Origin of the sequence: Rhizobium sp. BK060 (genome assembly GCF_014193145.1) — a bacterium.
Lineage (GTDB): Bacteria > Pseudomonadota > Alphaproteobacteria > Rhizobiales > Rhizobiaceae > Rhizobium.
The window spans coordinates 1-15668 of the sequence record NZ_JACHYW010000004.1 but is presented as its reverse complement, the minus strand read 5'-3'; the positions used below and the strand labels follow the sequence as shown (position 1 = coordinate 15668).

The following is a 15668-nucleotide window of genomic DNA, read 5'->3' as shown; positions in this document are numbered from 1 at the left end:
TCATGTCGCGGGACAGAGCGACCGAAATTCGGAAGCACGGCGATGGTCAGTACAAGAACGGGGCGACGCCGCCGGCATCGACGTGATGCGAAGCGGATCAAACGTCCAAACAGTGGGGGAACGGCAAACCCATGGCCGAAATGGTAAAATCCACAACTTCAAGCGGACCGAGCATGGCTGAGGGCAACCTCGTCAGCCGCTTCTTCCGCGCGACCGAAATCGACACGCGCCTCCTCGGTATGATCGGTGCGCTGCTTATCATCTGGATCGGCTTTCACATCATCACCGGCGGGTTGTTTCTGACGCCGAGAAACCTGTGGAACCTTTCGGTTCAGACAACCGACATCGCGATCATGACGACCGGGATGGTTCTCATTATCGTGACGCGCAATATCGACCTCTCGGTCGGCTCCGTGCTTGGCCTCTGCGCCATGATCATGGGCGTCACGCAGGCGAAAATCCTGCCCGAATTCATCGGCTTCGATAGCCCTTTCACCTGGATCGTCACGCTGATCGTCGGCCTCATCGCCGGCGCACTGATCGGTACCTTCCAGGGCCTCATCATCGCCTTCCTGAACGTTCCCTCCTTCATCGTGACGCTCGGCGGTCTGCTCGTCTGGCGCGGCGCCACCTGGCTCGTCACCAGCGGCCAGACGGTTGCCCCGATGGACCAGACCTTTCGCATCATGGGCGGCGGTGCCGAAGGCTCGATCGGCGCTACCTGGAGCTGGATCGTTGGCGTGCTCGCCTGCCTTTTCGTCATCGGCAGCATCCTGAACTCGCGCCGCCAGCGCAAACGCTTCGGCTTCCCGCGGCGCCCGGTCTGGGCCGAGTACTTCCTGTCGGCGCTCTCCTGCGTGTTGATCCTCGGCGCCGTCTGGATCGCCAACAGCTATTACTGGCCGATCAATATCGCCAAGAGGTACGCCGAGGCGAACAACATTCCGTGGCCCGAAACCGGCCTAGATATCCCCTACGGCATTGCCGTGCCGGTTCTGATCGCAATCATCGTCGGCATCATCATGACCTTCATCGCCACCCGCCTGCGCTTTGGCCGTTACGTCTTCGCGATCGGCGGAAATCCTGAGGCGGCAGAACTTGCCGGTATCAAGACCCGCTGGGTCACTGTCCGCATCTTCGCGCTGATGGGCATGCTCGCCGCCGTCGCGGCAGCGATTTCGACCGCCCGCCTCAACGCCGCCACCAATGCTCAAGGTACGTTGGACGAACTGTATACGATCGCCGCAGCCGTCATCGGCGGCACGTCACTGGCCGGCGGTACCGGCACGATCGCCGGCGCTATGCTCGGCGCACTGGTGATGCAGTCGCTGCAGTCAGGGATGGTACTTGCCCATGTCGACACGCCGCTGCAGAGCGTCGTCGTCGGTGCGGTGCTGGTCGTCGCCGTCTGGCTCGACACTGTCTATCGTTCGCGTGCCAAGTAAGAGGAGTCCTAGATATGACTGATCAACGCACTCCCCAGAGCCAGAACGCTCCTCTTGTGGAACTCAAGAACATCTCGATCTCCTTCGGCGGTATCCACGCCGTGGACAACGCTTCCGTCGATCTCTACCCCGGCGAAGTCGTCGCGCTTCTCGGCCATAACGGCGCCGGCAAGTCGACGCTGATCAAGATCCTCTCGGGCGCCTACAAGCGCGACAGCGGCGAGATCCTGATCAACGGCGAGCCGGCCGACATCCGCAATCCGCGCGATGCGAAGAAGTACGGCATCGAGACGATCTACCAGACGCTCGCCGTCGCCGATAACGTCGACGCCGCCGCCAACCTCTATCTCGGCCGCGAGCTGCGTACCCCCTGGGGCACGCTGGACGACGTCGCCATGGAAGCCTCCGCGCGCGAGGTGATGGGGCGTCTCAACCCCAATTTCCGTCGCTTCAAGGAGCCCGTGAAGGCGCTCTCCGGCGGCCAGCGGCAATCGGTGGCGATCGCTCGCGCTATCCTCTTTAACGCCCGCATCCTGATCATGGACGAGCCGACGGCCGCCCTTGGTCCCCAGGAAACGGCGCAGGTCGGCGAGCTGATCAAGCAGCTGAAAAAGGAAGGCATCGGCATCTTCCTGATCAGCCACGACATCCACGACGTCTTCGATCTCGCCGACCGCGTCTCGGTGATGAAGAACGGCCAGGTCGTCGGCCACGCCCGCACCGAGGACGTCACCAAGGATGAAGTGCTCGGCATGATCATCCTCGGCAAGGTGCCGCCGAAGGCCATCCCTGGCCCTGGCGCCATGCAGGTCTGACCCCCGGACGTGAGATATAAAAGTCCGCCGCCCGCAAGAACGGCGGACTTTTCATTTTGTAGATTGAAGCCAGCGAGAAGCTAGGCTAAGAACCACGCATCGGACAGGCGATTCAAACGCCTCAGGCATGCACCCGTAGCTCAGCTGGATAGAGTGTTGGATTCCGATTCCAAAGGTCACAGGTTCGAATCCTGTCGGGTGCGCCACCAATTGACGAGTGAGTCATACGTGTGAACCGATACCTAGTAGGGCCGCGAAGGTTTGCGCCTAAGAGCCTAGGTCTTGCAGTTTCTCCGCCGTAGAAATGAGCCTGACTGTTCAGGGTGCCCCTGGCGGCTATTCTGAGTAACTGTGAAAGATCAGACGAGTTGGTGGCGGTGTCGCACGAAAGACATGTGATGCCACAGCTCATATTTCCTGCGCGCAAGTTGTGGGCATCCTAGGCAACCGAGTGATTCCCCCCCGATCGGAGGCTATGCTCTCAAAGAAGAACGAATCACGGCGTCGAATACGCAAGCTTCGATGGTCCGCAATGGCACTTGCTAGAAGTGTCGCACCTGCGGCGCTACGAGCGTCGCAATTGGCTGTGGTCCGGTCGCCCTAGCCAACCTGAGAAACCGAAGCTAATTCTGGCCAAAAACCTCTGAAATTGGCCATTTCCGAAAGAAGAAATGGCCAACACGATATAGGAGGCCTTCCGGGCACGAAGATAAAGCTCGGCGGCAAAAGCGAGCCCCTGATCTTTGACGTTCCGCAGGACACCGCGATCCTCGTCGAAGGCGTTCACGTCTATATCCAGATGCTCGACTTCGGAAATGCGATGATCGAGCGAGAACGGGAGACCGAAGCAAGCCACCGCCGCGTTCTCTCCATGCTTCACCTGAACTATGCGGCTTGCGATCAGGTGGCAGAGGAAGAGAGGAACTTAAACCGCGGTCGGCCGCATACGAGCTAGCGGTGGCGTACCGCGCACTGATGCACCTCGAGGACGGCACCCTGCCCTTTGCAGGCGGCGTCGGCGAGATCGATCTGGGCCGGGCGCACCCGTGGCTGCAGTCGCTCAATGCTCTGACCGGGCGAGCGTTACCGGGGCGCAAAGAGCATAACGCAAGCATTCGAGAATTACCTCCGGCTCACGAGCGCCCGACGGTCATCGAGATCTGCGCAGGAGCCGGGGGAATGTCGTTAGGCCTCGAACGGGCCGGCTTCGCATGTCGCCCTCATCGAATACGACAAGCATGCTGCCGCCACGCTTCGCCGGAACCGCCCTGACTGGACAGTCATAAAGGAGGATCTCCGGAAGATGGATTTCAAGCTATACCGCCAGCTCGAGATGGACCTAGTGAGCGGGGGCCCACCCTGCCAGCCCTATTCTTCCGATGGCTATGGCCTCGGCAAGGACGACCCGCGTGACTTGCTTCCGGAATGCGTTCGAATCGTCGATGAAATCAGACCGAAGGTGTTTTTGTTTGAGAACGTTGATGGCTTGCTTCACGCACGTCATTCGGATCATGTCGCCGACATCCTCCGCGGATTCAGGCGCGCTGGTTACGAGGTCGACATTCATCGCATCCATGCGGAAAACTATGGGCTGGCTCAGGAACGAAGCCGCGTCCTGATCATCGGAATCCGCAGAGATCTGGCACGCGCCTTCCGGACGCCGCCGACATTCCCGCAGCGACGCACCAATCTCGGGGATGTCCTCGTCGACCTGATGGCGGCGAACGGCTGGGAAGGCGCTTACCAATGGGCACGAGAGCGTCGGGAGAGCAACGCCATCGCATCCACCATCGTGACGCGCCGCGGCAAGGAGGCGGCGCGCTGGGCCTCCAAGGGCGTCGATATCGCAGGCCAACCGGAAACGACCCCCACCGGGGAGCAAGCAGCGAGACCGGGCTTCATACCCGCACTGACGGCGAGGATGCGTGCGCGGCTTCAGGACTTCCCGGATGATTGGGAATTCGTCGGGGGCAAGCAGGCGACGGCTGACCAGATTGGCAACGCGGTGCCGCCGCGCATGGCGGCGGCGGTTGGTCTTGCGATCCACGGGGCGCTCAAAGACGCGAATTGGGACATGGAAGCGATGCTCTGGCCGGAGAAAAACAGCAGGAGATCGGTAGCAGCGCCGGCGCTTCAACCAGATTATATGGCTACTGAAACGGACCAAACAGCAGAAAGAGCTGCCAAAGCGGTGGAAGCGCTTGCGTAGAGGTAATCAGTACGACGCTATTTGATCGTCGAGGATATCGCATCAATTCTTGCGATGAATCGCTTTGGAAAAGCCTATAGAGCACGGCTCCCATGGGCGCCAGAACCTCGACGGTCGACGCGACTCGTCCTCGCCAGCCCGCGAACCGAAGCGCCCGTCAGGTTGTCCGTCTGGGCCGCCTGATGAATACTCCGACGATAATCGACCGCTTTCGGAGGATCAACACATGCGCAACTCTATCCGCGGCCAATGAATCGGGTCATCCAATGCATTTCTTTGGAAAGGCAAGCAGATCTGGAACCTAGCAGGCTGAAAACTGCGTACGTGCCACTTTCCGCGCGAGCGCCAGAAACCCGAACAGGTGGGGCGATCGGTTGTCGCGCCGGTAGTTCAGCGAGAGCTTGGTGCCCGGGTTAAATCCCTCAAAGTTCCGGTAGACGACCCCGGTCCGCTCGTTGAGGGCAACTGACTGCGGGACGATGCAAACACCCACGCCGACCGAGACGAGACTGATTGCGGTCAGGAAATCCTGAGCCATGACCTGTGAGGCTGGGATGAAGCCGTTCCGCTTGCAGACATCGAGAACGTAGTCCGCATAGCTCGGCCTCGGCCGTCGCGGGAAAAGCACGAAGGTCGTGTCTCGCAGCTCTCCGAGTTTCAGTGGATCTGGAACGTCGGCGTATATGTCTGGCAGCGCAAGGACCAGCGACTCCTCGATCAACGTCTCGGATTTCAGCTCCGGATCCTCGATCGCGGGACGCGCAACAGCGATGTCGATCTCCCGTTGGATCAGTGCGCGCTGCAGCTCGGCGTTGTTCATGGCAGAGAGAGCCAGCTCGATATCCGGATGGGCGAGTCGAAATGCCTTGATGATGTTGGGGAGGACGCCGAACGTCGCAGTGCCAACGAAGGCGATCCGGAGACGCCCTGCAACCCCCTCGCCGATGCGCCTCACCTCGCGCTCCGTCTGGTCGACGCGCTCGAGTATTTCTCTTGCCCGTTCCTGAAGCAGCTCGCCGGCTTGGGTGAGCCTGATCTGGCTGCGGCTGCGATCGAACAGGACCGCGCCGATTTCCTTTTCGAACTGAGCGATCTGGCGACTGAGCGGGGGCTGGGCAATGCCTAGCCGCGCAGATGCCCGGCCGAAATGCAGCTCTTCCGCCACCGCCAGAAAATAACTCAGCCGTTTGAAGTCCATCATCGTCCGTCAGGCATGAATTGGCTCCGCCTGGGAGTGCCTCATAAGCTCCAGCGCCTCCTGAAAATACGCTCGGAAGGCGACAGGATTTTCACTCATCGGAAAATGTCCAAGATCCTTCATGATGGCAAGAGTGGCGCCGTCAATGGCTTCCGCCGTGCGGCGGGCGTCCTCGGGTGTACAGGTCAGGTCGTATTCTCCGCACATGATATGCACCGGCGTTTTTCTCGTGTCGATCATTCCCAGCCTGCCGATGAGGCTGTCATCCTTCGTGTAGAAACTGAGATCGCCGCGGAACACACCCGGCCCCGATTGCATGAACATCCACTGGGTGTTCCAGCGTTCGACAGACGGCGCCTGGGGAGCAATATTGGCCGACACTAGGGCGGCGCCCATCTCTCCGCCGTGGGCGTCAGGACGATGGAACCAGTCGATGTCATACCAGGCGGGCTGGAAATCGGACGCTTCGATGGCGATGAACCCGGCGAAACGATCGGGATGCATCGCCGCCAGTTGCAGAGCGATCCGGCCTCCCATGGAGCACCCCGCGAGCAGTGGGTTCTCCAGCCCCAGCGCACTGCAGAACGAGAGCACCGTTTCAATGTAGGTTCCGGTGGTCAGCAGGTATTCCGCCGTCTCGAAGCCTTCCGGTGGCAGGGACTTGCCGTGCCAGGGCATGTCGAATGCCAGGAAGCGGTGCGAACTGGTGAACGCCTCGTCGTTGAGAATGAACCGCCATTGGCGCGTATCGGCTCCGGCGGTATGCAGGCACACAACCGGGCGGCCCTGGCCGGCTTCCTCGAAGTAAACCCGCAATGGTGTGCCATCGACGGTCAGGCGGACATACCGGCCGGTGATCGGTTCGATCGACGATGTCATGGGCATTCCTCCCGTCGACCCAGTGCCATGAATTCCTTGAAATAGCGCAGGTTCTTCACGAGAGTCAGAATGTCTCCGTCGATGCGGCCGTGCCCATATTTCACGAGGCCGAAGATGTCATGGTACCCAGGCTCTGGCAGCGGGTGCCAGTATTTGTCCAGTGCCTCACCTTTGACCCTGAGCGCGAAGCGCCACGGCAGTTTCTTGCTCGGACCTTCCTTGATCTCAACCACGCGGCCCTTCTCGAAGGTGAGGTAGAATTCATCCTGGTCTATTTCGAGCAGCACGGTCTCGTTGAACAGGCGCCCGAGGCGCAGGAGATGAGGGGTGGCGTTGAGCCTCTCCGCCATGTCTTCGAGTTTGAACCGATGGAGTGCGTACGGCATTTCCGGTGTCATTGGCTTCCTGCCTTGCGCGCCATGAAGCGCACCTTGTCTTCGTCGAGGGTCATGCCCAGGCCAGGACCAGTCGGCACATGGATCTCGAACTCCTCGAAGACCAGCGGCTCCGCGACCAGATCGTCCACGAGAATACGGGGACCGAAGTGCTCGCTTCCCCATTCGAGCTTGGGAAGCGTCGAAAACACAGCCATGTGCGCTGCTGCGCCGATGCTGCTTTCCAGCAGGCAGCCGCCGTAAAGCTCGATGCCGAATGCCTGCGCGATGCCGGCCGCTCGCTTGAGCTCAAGGAGCCCGCCGCTTTTCACGAGCTTGAGGGAATAAACGCTTCCGCAGGCCTGGGAGGCGACGCTCGCCAGTTCCGTGTTGGTGAAGGCCGCCTCGTCGATGAGAAGCGGGATGCGGGTTCGGGAAGCGACGCGCGCCATGGCATCGCGTTGGGATGCCGGAACCGGTTGCTCGATCAGAGCCACGCCAAGTTCCTCGAGCGCGGGAAAGAGCTTGATGCACAGAGCTTCCGTCCACGCTTGATTGACGTCGACGATTAGCCTCACGTCGTCACCCAAGCCGGCGCGCAAGTGTTGCAGTCGCTTGACATCGGCATCCGGCGTGTTGAAGCCGAGTTTGATCTTGAAGTCCCTGTGCTGACGCAGACGTAACTTCTCGCGTGCTTCTTCCAGTTCCTGCCCGGCGTCGCCGGAGGCAAGCGCCCAGATCACGCCGATTCTGTCGCGGACCAGCCCGCCGAGCAATGCACTGGCGGGCAGGCCGAGCGTGCGGCCGACGGCATCAAACAGTGCCGACTCGACAGCCGCCTTCGCAGCGAAATTGCGCGTGGCCGCCTTTGACATGCGCACGGCATTGGCCTCGAACAGCATGGCATTCTGATCGGCGAGTGCGGGGGCGAGGTAGTTCTCGATGACCGCCTGTATCGACTCCACGCTCTCCTCAGCCCAACGTGGCCCGCCGAGCGTGGATGCCTCGCCGATGCCCGTGACGCCGTTCTCAAGGCGAACCCGCACGAGGACAAATCCCTGGTGGGTAATTTCCGTATTCGAAAGCTTGTGCCGACGAACGGTAGGAGCCTCGAGAATGGTCGCCACAATGGAGCGGACCCGCATGTCCCGGGCGTTGACCGCAGAGTGGCTCGGAATTGAGGATGGTTCAGCGCTGGCGAGGGACATTTTCCTATTGCCTTTCGAGCTGATCCGCTGAGACACGTCTCGGCGGATCGATGCTTGAGTGCTTGTTTGTTGATTACTCGGCGGCGACAGACATGGCGCCCGCGGCCGGCTTGAGCTTGAAATCGAATTCCATGACGAGGTCGGTATCCGCGCCGGCTGCGGCCTTGTCCATGTTGCCGATGAGGCTTTCCTTGACTGCGAACACCGAGTCGTTGTCGAGATACTGGGTGTCAGCGTCATAGATCTGCGAGACGAGGCTTTGATAGCCATCCTTCTTGAGCATGAAGTGGATATGGCCAGGCCGCCACGGGTGGTGGCCCATATAGTTCAGCAGTTCGCCGGCCGCGCCTTCATAGGGGATCGGATACGGAACGGGCCGAATGCCGACGAACTCGTATTCGCCTTTCTCGTCGGTCAGAAAGCGGCCGCGGAGATTGTAATCGGGCTGGTCCGGATCCTGCTGTTCATAGAGACCATTCGGGGCATCCTCCCAAACGTCGACCGTCACGCCTGGAATGGGGCGTCCTTCCGTATCGCGCACGACTCCGCGGACACGCACGGTCTCGGAGCCTTCGAAGCTCTTCTGAACAATCGAGGAGCCCTTCGGCAGAGCCGGCGGGTTTTCGCGATAGAACGGCCCGAGGACAGTAGATTCGCTTTCACCGTCGGTCACAGCGTGGTCCAGCATGTCGACCAGAACTTCGACGCCCAGGATGTCGGAAAGCAGGATGAACTCGTTGCGAGCGTCATCAGAGATGTGTCCGGCGCGGACGAGGAATTGACAGGCTTCAATCAGCTCCGCGTGGGTGATCTTCGCCTCGATACAGAAGGCGTGGATGTGACGGATGAGGCTTTCAAGAATCTCACGGTTGCGGGCCGGGATATCCGAAGACAGCGCGGCGATTACGACATCCGAGATGTTTTTCTGGGTTACGTTTCGCATTTTCTCCTCCTTGCAAACGTGTAAGTATGCGGTTCATCCTCACCACATAAACTCGGTCTCGACGTGCAGCGGGCCAGCCGCAGTCTTTCGCGTATTTTCCACGGCGCCGAATTTGCCCTTGAAGAAAAGCAGTGGTTCGTCGCCTCCGCTTCCCGCGAGCGATTGAACATGGCCCACGAAAATCGTGTGATCGCCGGCGAGGATTTCGTCGTGGACGATGGCCGAGAACGTGGCGATCGCGCCGCGGATCACTGGAAGGTCATCGAGAATGTCGAACAGATCATGCAGGTCAGCGTTTGGCTTGCCTGCGAAATGCCACGCCACGGCGCCCATGCCGGAAGCAAGAACGCTGACGGCGAAGCGGCCCGATTTTTGGATCTTCTCCAGCATTCTCGCTTTCTCGGCAATTGAAATGGCAATCAGTGGCGGATCGAGAGAAATCGACATGAACGCGTTCGCGGTCATGCCGTGATCGTGGCCATCGCAGTGGGTCGTGATGATGTTCACACCGGTCGCGAAGACGCCACAGGCGTCGCGAAACGTGCGGGGATCAAGCAGTTGCATGGTGCCCTCCATTGTCATTGGATCCTCGAAACGGCGGAAGCTCCGACCATCCTTCCAGTCGTTCCGCCTCCAGGAAGCGTCCTGCGGCCCTAAGGGCTCGAATCCGAGTGCTCGATACGACCTCGCCAGACTCGCAGCATACGGCCGGAAGGATGCGAGTATCGAAGTGGCCGGCTAGCAACGCCGGGTTTCCCTTCTTGCAGGAACCGAAGCGGAAATCCGAGCCGAGCCAAATGACCCGCGGCGAAAGCCGACCGATTTCGCGAATGAAATCATTTGCTGTGCGGGCCCGATAGACTGCGTCGAAACGGGCGACGACGATGTGATCGGGGCCGAGGGCGCTTATCCGCTCGATTTTCTCATCGATCGAAGTGAGGGGGCGGGCACCGCACAGCAGAGCCTTGGGAGGCGGATCGAATGTGTAGACGATAGAGGGAACGCCGAGACTTTGCGCATTTAGCACAGCCGACCGGATCAGCGCCCGATGGCCGCCATGAACCCCGTCAAACGCTCCGATCGTCAGGGCCGATCCGGAAAGCGCCAATTCTGCCTCATCTTGAATCTGCACATGAATGCGGGGGTGATGATCCATCGTCTCCTCCCAGTTCCCAGCCGTGGCGCCTTCTCCAGCGCCATCGGTGAGAAAATCTAGCGCCTGACAGCATGCTCTGCGATGCCTGAAGCGGTATCGCATGATACCTATCAATCGCTCCCTTTAAGCGGATAGTTCTCTCCCTGGGAAAGGGAAGGAGTGCCCTTTCGGATCAAAGCGCCGCACCGGCACGCAGCCCACCCGGCCAAAATGGAGGAGTGAACGACATGCACAATCTGGCTATCGCGTCCGAGGAGAACGCAAACGCGACCGACGCCTACACCGGTTCGGAGTTCCTGGAGAGCATTCAGGACGGCCGCGAGATCTACATCTATGGTGAGCGCGTCAAGAATGTCACCGAGCATCCGGCTTTTCGGAATTCAGCGCGCATGGTGGCTCGCTGGTACGATCGCTTCCATGAAAAGAAGAAGGAAATCGGCGTGCTGACCGATACCGGCTCGGGCAAGTTGACGCATCCCTTCTTCCTGGGTTCGAAGACCAGCGGAGATCTGATCAAGTCTCGGGATGCGATTGCCGAGTTGCAGAAGGTCTCCTACGGCTGGATGGGCCGGTCCCCGGACTACAAGGCCTCGTTCCTCGGAACGCTGGGTGCGAATTCCGCCTTCTACGGCGAATACGCCCAGAATGCGCGTGCCTGGTACGCCCGCACGCAGGAACGGCTCGACTACTGGAACCACGCCATCGTCAATCCGCCGATCGACCGTGACCGCCCGATCGAGGAGGTTCGCGACGTCTTCATGCATGTGGAGAAGGAAACGGACAAAGGGCTCATCGTCTCGGGTGCCAAAGTCGTCGCAACTGGCTCGGCCCTCACGCACTACAATTTCATCGCCCACTACGGCATCCCCATCAAGGACAAGTCCTTTGCGCTGATCTTTACCGCGCCGATGGACTCGCCCGGCATCAAGCTCATTGCCCGATCGTCCTACGAGTTCAACGCGGCCGCGACCGGATCACCGTTTGACTATCCGCTCTCCAGCCGTCTGGACGAGAACGACTCCATCCTCGTCTTCGACAAGGTCCTGGTGCCCTGGGAGAACATCTTCATCTATGGAGACGTCGACAAGATCAACCAGTTCTTCCCGGCATCGGGCTTCGTCCCGCGCTTCACGCTGCATGGCCTGACGCGTCTGTCGGTGAAGCTCGACTTCATCGCCGGCCTATTCTCTATGGCGGTCGAGGCAACGGGTTCGAAGGATTTTCGCGGCGTTCAGGCAGGTGTCGGCGAGGTCATCGCGTGGCGCAACACGTTCCATGCATTGGGCGACGCGATGGTGAAGTCGCCCGTTCCGTGGCAAGGAACCGAAGGCTACAACCTGCCGAACCTCAATGCGGGTCTTGCCTATCGCGTGCTGGCCCCGATGGCGTATCCGCGCATCAAGGAGTTGATCGAGCGTCATGTCGCGAGCGGCCTAATCTATCTGCCGTCGAGTGCTGCGGATTTCGAGAGTGAGGCTATTCGTCCATACCTCGACCGCTTCGTCCGTGGCTCGAACGGCTATGCCGCGCTGGACCGGGTCAAGCTCCTGAAGCTTCTATGGGATGCCATCGGCACGGAGTTCGGCGGTCGCCACGAGCTCTATGAGCGCAACTACGCCGGCAACTATGAAAACCTCAGGATCGAGACGTTAGGAGCGGCGACCGCCACCGGAGATCTCGCGTCCATGCAGTCCTTGGTGAAGGACTGCATGAGCGAGTACGACCTGTCCGGATGGACGGGATCTGACCTGATAAATCCGGATGACATCAGCCTCGTCGGCCGTGGTTCAATCCAGGCCGCCTAGTGGATGTATGCGCCAAACCTGGTACGGCTTCGCCTTACCTTGGCTAAAGACCGTCTCGAATGCCTCCAACCCTTGAGTTCACTGGGTTGGAGGTATAGCGATGGTTCGATTGCGCACCACCCGCGCTGGGAAAGTGGTCCTTACACGTGCGATGCCCCCAGAGGCTGACCGGCTTGGATTATTGTCCGACCTGATCACGCTGGTCGACATCCACAGGACTGGTGACAGCCGTTTTGCTGCGGATTTGTCTCGCAATGGCAACCAGCCTGCAATGGATCCGCGACAATCACCACGGTGAAGAGCGGCGGGTAGATGGGTCATCGCGGCTGCGGGTAAGGCGCTATCTCCACAGCGTCGTCTCCGCGGGTATTGAATACGGTCTGCACGAGGAGCGGATTGTCCAGCTCATGTTGGAAGCGGGACTGATCGAAGACACGAAACTGCCGCACGGCCGCATCCACTTCGACGCTGGAAAAGCTCACCACATCCTTACCGAAGCCTTGAAGACGTTGACAAGTCGGGATGTCCGCAACGAACTTGGCATCTCCGAGCGGGCGATGAACGAAATTTTTCAACGCGGCCTGCTCCCGCGCGTGGAGCCGCGGACCGGAAGCGAATCCGGAGAGAAGATCTGGACAGTCTTCGGAAGTCGATCTTTGCGAACGTCACCGTTGGTGAGATCGGCAATTCGTACATTTCAATCAGGCGTGTCTGCCAGCGCTCGGCCTGCGAGATCGGCGACGTGATCGCCGCGCTAGTCGGCGGGCACCTTCGAAAGGTTTTAATCGCACCTGGTGATGAAATGCATATCTCATCGCTGAGGTTTGATCCGGATGAAGCAAATGCCCACTTTACGAAACAACGCCCGACCTTAAGCGCGCTGGCGGGCCTGACCGTTATGAAACAGCGAGCAGCATCGGCCTACCTGCGAGCTAAGCTGACAACAGTTCCCTACCTGATCAATCTTGGGCTGCTCGACACAGTCGAGATTAACAATCCGATGAACGGTCGCCTACAGTTGGCAGTAACAGTGGAGTCGATGGATTGCTTCCAAAAGGATCACATTCTCGTCTCCGAAGTGGCCGCGCTGCACGGAACTCATCCGATTACAATCTTGGATCTTTTTGCCAAAATTGGTGTACGACCGATCTACGACAATTGTGGCAATGTTAGCCGCTACTTCCTCCGCTCAGAAGTGTTGAACGCACCGATCGAGGTTCGCAGGTTCAAGGGTAAATAGCACCTTTCTTCGACAAATCCGGCATCTCCCAGGCTCGCTTCGGCAGGCCTTTTTTGCGTTTAGCTCCAAGAGGAAGGTTATCGTGCTAAATCCAGGATCACACCTACCGCGGAGAAACGACCAACTTTGAATCAGGCTCCAAAGTCGATCCTATAAACAATTGAAAATAAAACACTTTTCCCGTTGCGAGGCATTCTCAGGCGCAAACATATGCGGATTTACCAATACCCCATTATCGTGAACTGGCGTGTCGGTTATCCTGCCACAACGCCCCATTCTTCGTTCGACCGCATGAGGTAAAGCCAGCTACCTTCGATGGCCCACGGGATCGGGTTCTCGGCGCGGGAGCAGGCCAGATACCTTTCGAGCCTGGCGGGGAGATATGTTCCGCCCAGCGATCAGAGTTGGATTGGATACCATCGCCGATGTCAAAAACCAGTCGGGACTCCTTTGATGGCGGATGTCTCGAAAGATTCCGCCCCACATACGCGCCGCCTCTTCGATCACCGCGAAACGCTTCGCATCTGCACCGTCCTCGAGGGCGCGAAGAACCTGCCGGGCTGCCTCGCGCCTGTATGTCACGTCGGTATCGGATGGCGGCCGCAATCCATGTCCGCGACGGCGCCACGAATAGAAGTTCTCGCCCATGAGGAAGTCCTTTCGCTGCCCACCCGACGATGGAGCTGCCGCGCGCAAGAGACAAAGGCGCGGTACTGCGGCTCGAACCCACCAGCGATTTCGACTTCCTCATCGTCCTTCGCCGGTATCTCGATCTCATCAGTCGGCCTCGTGGCCGACTCGAACGGAAGGTCGATCACGAGCAGGCAGTAGTCCTGCAGAATCGCTGAGATGGCCTTCTTCATGTTCCTGATCGGGTTCAGGTCTCTTAAGCCTTAGAAATCGGTCTGGATGAAAGCGTTCTCCAGGGTCTTCGCAGCCGCGGACCGTTGATCTGGAATGTCGCCCGTCGGAGAGGCATCAACGAGAGTAAGGCGGTCGCGAGGAAGGACTTGATCGTTCAATCGGCGCATATTCCGGTTTGACACCGGACGTTGACCAGACCAGCTTTCAGGCATGTCTTGAAGGGCGATGCACTCCGGCCCGTTGAACACGATCTCCCCTCTCAGGTTCTTGAAGTCGAATTCTATGAAGATGAGGTGGTCAGCCCTGGTGTCGACATGTCGGAACACCGCTCCCCGACCAGTCCCTGTAGCCTTGATCTGGACGGTTCGCCCGTCGGGAGCGAACGCGTCTATCCGCATCGACATACCATTCGATGGCCTCCATCGACCTCCAGAGCGCGGCGTGGAACTTCTTCCCTTTGCCCTCCGGCCATTTGCCGCCAAGCAGCATAGCCGCGAGATCCTGAACTGTCTCAGCGTGTCGATACTGGCCGACACCGTTGAACTCGACTTCCAAAGGCTTGATCAAAACGGGAAGATCCGATTCCATTTTGAAGCTCCTTGACAGGCGGCAAATCGGTTAAATCCGAAGCGATTCGTTTGTCGAGGCGAATCAAAGTAAAGAGACCGCGGACACTGGTTGAGCCCGCGCGACCGTGGAACTAATTCCGGATAGCGGCGCGGCGTTTCATCGGCGATGTCGGCTCCCCGACATCAAGTTCAGATGTCTGAGGCTCTGCGTCCCCCGGCCGCACGATGCAGGCCCGCACGTCTACGTTAAAGGCAGCCACAATCGTCGGCGAGTGAAGCACCAATTGACGCTGCTCGTGGGCCACCCAGGCGAGGAAGTGCTGGGCTTTTATGGTGACAGTAATGCGGTCACGTTGACAGGAAAGGCCGGGTCCGGTTTTGTCGAGGATCCCTTTGGTTTCCGTATGGGAACCTTGGCGAAGAACACTCCGCGACTCATGATGGAAGTCGGATTTGGCGTGTCCAAGCCGTCAAAGCGGCGTTATCACGGTGAGCCAGTGATAGGATAATCAAGCTTTCTGCAGCCGGCCCGATTGGGCCGGCACCGACCGGTAAGGGCTGCTTCTGGCAGATGGAAGCGGGCGACAGTTCAGCGCGGCCTAGGGAGTTGATGTGCAGTCGTTGCGCGTTCTCACACATCACGTTTCCGAGGGCGAAGTTCCTCTCCGTTTCCTCATTCGTATTCGATCTGCTTCGCCGCTCACATCATCCGACGGAAGTTCACCGGCTCCTCGCCGTATCGTCTGATGAAATAGGGTGGGGAAGCTCTTGCCGGAATGTGGGCGGTGGGAAGTCTCACCAGACGAGCGGAATCAGGCGCGAGCGCACGCGGCGTGCATAATCGTCATAGCCCTCGAGACCCATGCGGAGCGCCTTCTCTTCGACGCCGATTCGGATGCCGAGCAAGAGGGCTAGCAAAGGCGCCGTAGCAAGTCCCCACCAGGAGCCGAGCACGAGCGACGT

At 59.5% G+C, this 15668-nt stretch carries 16 protein-coding genes, 1 tRNA gene and 2 pseudogenes; 8 read left to right on the top strand and 11 right to left on the bottom strand.

The features are described from left to right. The first annotated feature begins 131 nt into the window (after positions 1 to 131). The 5 genes from FHT71_RS05560 (at position 132) to dcm (ending at position 4469) form a co-directional block, all read left to right on the top strand. Positions 132 to 1445: a sugar ABC transporter permease gene (locus tag FHT71_RS05560; protein WP_132588863.1), complete on the top strand. Its 1314-nt coding sequence runs from the start codon at positions 132 to 134 to the stop codon at positions 1443 to 1445. A gap of 14 nt (positions 1446 to 1459) precedes the next feature. Then, entirely contained in the window at positions 1460 to 2260 is an 801-nt protein-coding gene (locus FHT71_RS05555; protein ID WP_132588864.1) for an ATP-binding cassette domain-containing protein, read from the top strand. A 129-nt stretch (positions 2261 to 2389) separates the two neighbouring features. Further along, positions 2390 to 2466: transfer RNA gene (locus FHT71_RS05550), tRNA-Arg, on the top strand. A 443-nt stretch (positions 2467 to 2909) separates the two neighbouring features. Beyond that, positions 2910 to 3215, top strand: coding sequence for a hypothetical protein (locus tag FHT71_RS05545; protein WP_183719194.1), 306 nt, complete (start codon positions 2910 to 2912; stop codon positions 3213 to 3215). 267 nt (positions 3216 to 3482) lie between these two features. Beyond that, complete coding sequence (gene dcm / locus FHT71_RS05540; RefSeq protein WP_348649294.1) at positions 3483 to 4469, top strand: DNA (cytosine-5-)-methyltransferase; 987 nt, start codon at positions 3483 to 3485, stop codon at positions 4467 to 4469. 301 nt (positions 4470 to 4770) lie between these two features. Here dcm and FHT71_RS05535 read toward each other — a convergent pair whose 3' ends face one another. The 7 genes from FHT71_RS05535 to FHT71_RS05505 form a co-directional block, all read right to left on the bottom strand. Next, positions 4771 to 5670: a LysR family transcriptional regulator gene (locus FHT71_RS05535; protein ID WP_246717962.1), complete on the bottom strand. Its 900-nt coding sequence runs from the start codon at positions 5668 to 5670 to the stop codon at positions 4771 to 4773. A 6-nt stretch (positions 5671 to 5676) separates the two neighbouring features. Then, entirely contained in the window at positions 5677 to 6546 is an 870-nt protein-coding gene (locus FHT71_RS05530) for an alpha/beta hydrolase (protein ID WP_183719192.1), read from the bottom strand. Further along, positions 6543 to 6944 (bottom strand): hypothetical protein, encoded by a 402-nt coding sequence (locus FHT71_RS05525; protein ID WP_246717961.1) that lies wholly within the window; start codon positions 6942 to 6944, stop codon positions 6543 to 6545. Before FHT71_RS05525 ends, FHT71_RS05530 begins: the two co-directional genes overlap by 4 nt. Beyond that, positions 6941 to 8128, bottom strand: a complete 1188-nt coding sequence (locus FHT71_RS05520; RefSeq protein ID WP_183719190.1) for a muconate/chloromuconate family cycloisomerase — start codon at positions 8126 to 8128, stop codon at positions 6941 to 6943. Before FHT71_RS05520 ends, FHT71_RS05525 begins: the two co-directional genes overlap by 4 nt. 73 nt (positions 8129 to 8201) lie before the next feature. Further along, the gene (locus FHT71_RS05515) at positions 8202 to 9071 is read right to left on the bottom strand and encodes a dioxygenase (protein ID WP_183719188.1); all 870 of its coding nucleotides are present in this window, start codon (positions 9069 to 9071) and stop codon (positions 8202 to 8204) included. A 39-nt stretch (positions 9072 to 9110) separates the two neighbouring features. Next, entirely contained in the window at positions 9111 to 9635 is a 525-nt protein-coding gene (locus FHT71_RS05510; protein WP_183719186.1) for a flavin reductase family protein, read from the bottom strand. Beyond that, entirely contained in the window at positions 9622 to 10227 is a 606-nt protein-coding gene (locus FHT71_RS05505) for an FAD synthetase family protein (RefSeq protein ID WP_183719185.1), read from the bottom strand. Before FHT71_RS05505 ends, FHT71_RS05510 begins: the two co-directional genes overlap by 14 nt. A gap of 227 nt (positions 10228 to 10454) precedes the next feature. Here FHT71_RS05505 and FHT71_RS05500 point away from each other — a divergent pair, with 227 nt between their 5' ends. Next, positions 10455 to 12032 (top strand): 4-hydroxyphenylacetate 3-hydroxylase N-terminal domain-containing protein, encoded by a 1578-nt coding sequence (locus FHT71_RS05500; protein WP_183719183.1) that lies wholly within the window; start codon positions 10455 to 10457, stop codon positions 12030 to 12032. Positions 12033 to 12349: 317 nt separating this feature from the next. Here the strand turns inward: FHT71_RS05500 and FHT71_RS05495 are convergent, their stop codons facing one another. Next, positions 12350 to 12607, bottom strand: coding sequence for a hypothetical protein (locus tag FHT71_RS05495; RefSeq protein WP_183719181.1), 258 nt, complete (start codon positions 12605 to 12607; stop codon positions 12350 to 12352). A 167-nt stretch (positions 12608 to 12774) separates the two neighbouring features. Between FHT71_RS05495 and FHT71_RS05490 the strand changes: the two genes are divergently transcribed. Continuing rightward, positions 12775 to 13272 (top strand): hypothetical protein, encoded by a 498-nt coding sequence (locus tag FHT71_RS05490; RefSeq protein ID WP_183719179.1) that lies wholly within the window; start codon positions 12775 to 12777, stop codon positions 13270 to 13272. A gap of 578 nt (positions 13273 to 13850) precedes the next feature. Here FHT71_RS05490 and FHT71_RS05485 read toward each other — a convergent pair. Further along, positions 13851 to 14135, bottom strand: coding sequence for a hypothetical protein (locus tag FHT71_RS05485; protein ID WP_132588865.1), 285 nt, complete (start codon positions 14133 to 14135; stop codon positions 13851 to 13853). A gap of 298 nt (positions 14136 to 14433) precedes the next feature. Further along, positions 14434 to 14724 carry a hypothetical protein gene (locus FHT71_RS05480; RefSeq protein ID WP_246717960.1) on the bottom strand — a complete coding sequence of 97 codons (291 nt, stop codon included), beginning with the start codon at positions 14722 to 14724 and terminating at the stop codon, positions 14434 to 14436. A gap of 205 nt (positions 14725 to 14929) precedes the next feature. Here FHT71_RS05480 and FHT71_RS05475 point away from each other — a divergent pair. Next, positions 14930 to 15214, top strand: a pseudogene (locus FHT71_RS05475) (hypothetical protein); the annotation flags it as partial. Between the two features lie 286 nt (positions 15215 to 15500). Here FHT71_RS05475 and FHT71_RS31400 read toward each other — a convergent pair. Continuing rightward, positions 15501 to 15668 (bottom strand): annotated as a pseudogene (locus FHT71_RS31400) (isoprenylcysteine carboxylmethyltransferase family protein); the annotation flags it as partial.

Excerpts from the sequence above, each read along its gene's own strand:
- FHT71_RS05560 (WP_132588863.1), top strand. The coding sequence starts at position 132 with ATGGCCGAAATGGTAAAATCCACAACTTCAAGCGGACCGAGCATGGCT.
- FHT71_RS05555 (WP_132588864.1), top strand. The coding sequence starts at position 1,460 with ATGACTGATCAACGCACTCCCCAGAGCCAGAACGCTCCTCTTGTGGAA.
- FHT71_RS05535 (WP_246717962.1), bottom strand. The coding sequence starts at position 5,670 with ATGATGGACTTCAAACGGCTGAGTTATTTTCTGGCGGTGGCGGAAGAG.
- FHT71_RS05530 (WP_183719192.1), bottom strand. The coding sequence starts at position 6,546 with ATGACATCGTCGATCGAACCGATCACCGGCCGGTATGTCCGCCTGACC.
- FHT71_RS05525 (WP_246717961.1), bottom strand. The coding sequence starts at position 6,944 with ATGACACCGGAAATGCCGTACGCACTCCATCGGTTCAAACTCGAAGAC.
- FHT71_RS05520 (WP_183719190.1), bottom strand. The coding sequence starts at position 8,128 with ATGTCCCTCGCCAGCGCTGAACCATCCTCAATTCCGAGCCACTCTGCG.
- FHT71_RS05515 (WP_183719188.1), bottom strand. The coding sequence starts at position 9,071 with ATGCGAAACGTAACCCAGAAAAACATCTCGGATGTCGTAATCGCCGCG.
- FHT71_RS05510 (WP_183719186.1), bottom strand. The coding sequence starts at position 9,635 with ATGCAACTGCTTGATCCCCGCACGTTTCGCGACGCCTGTGGCGTCTTC.
- FHT71_RS05505 (WP_183719185.1), bottom strand. The coding sequence starts at position 10,227 with ATGGATCATCACCCCCGCATTCATGTGCAGATTCAAGATGAGGCAGAA.
- FHT71_RS05500 (WP_183719183.1), top strand. The coding sequence starts at position 10,455 with ATGCACAATCTGGCTATCGCGTCCGAGGAGAACGCAAACGCGACCGAC.
- FHT71_RS05485 (WP_132588865.1), bottom strand. The coding sequence starts at position 14,135 with ATGAAGAAGGCCATCTCAGCGATTCTGCAGGACTACTGCCTGCTCGTG.
- FHT71_RS05480 (WP_246717960.1), bottom strand. The coding sequence starts at position 14,724 with ATGGAATCGGATCTTCCCGTTTTGATCAAGCCTTTGGAAGTCGAGTTC.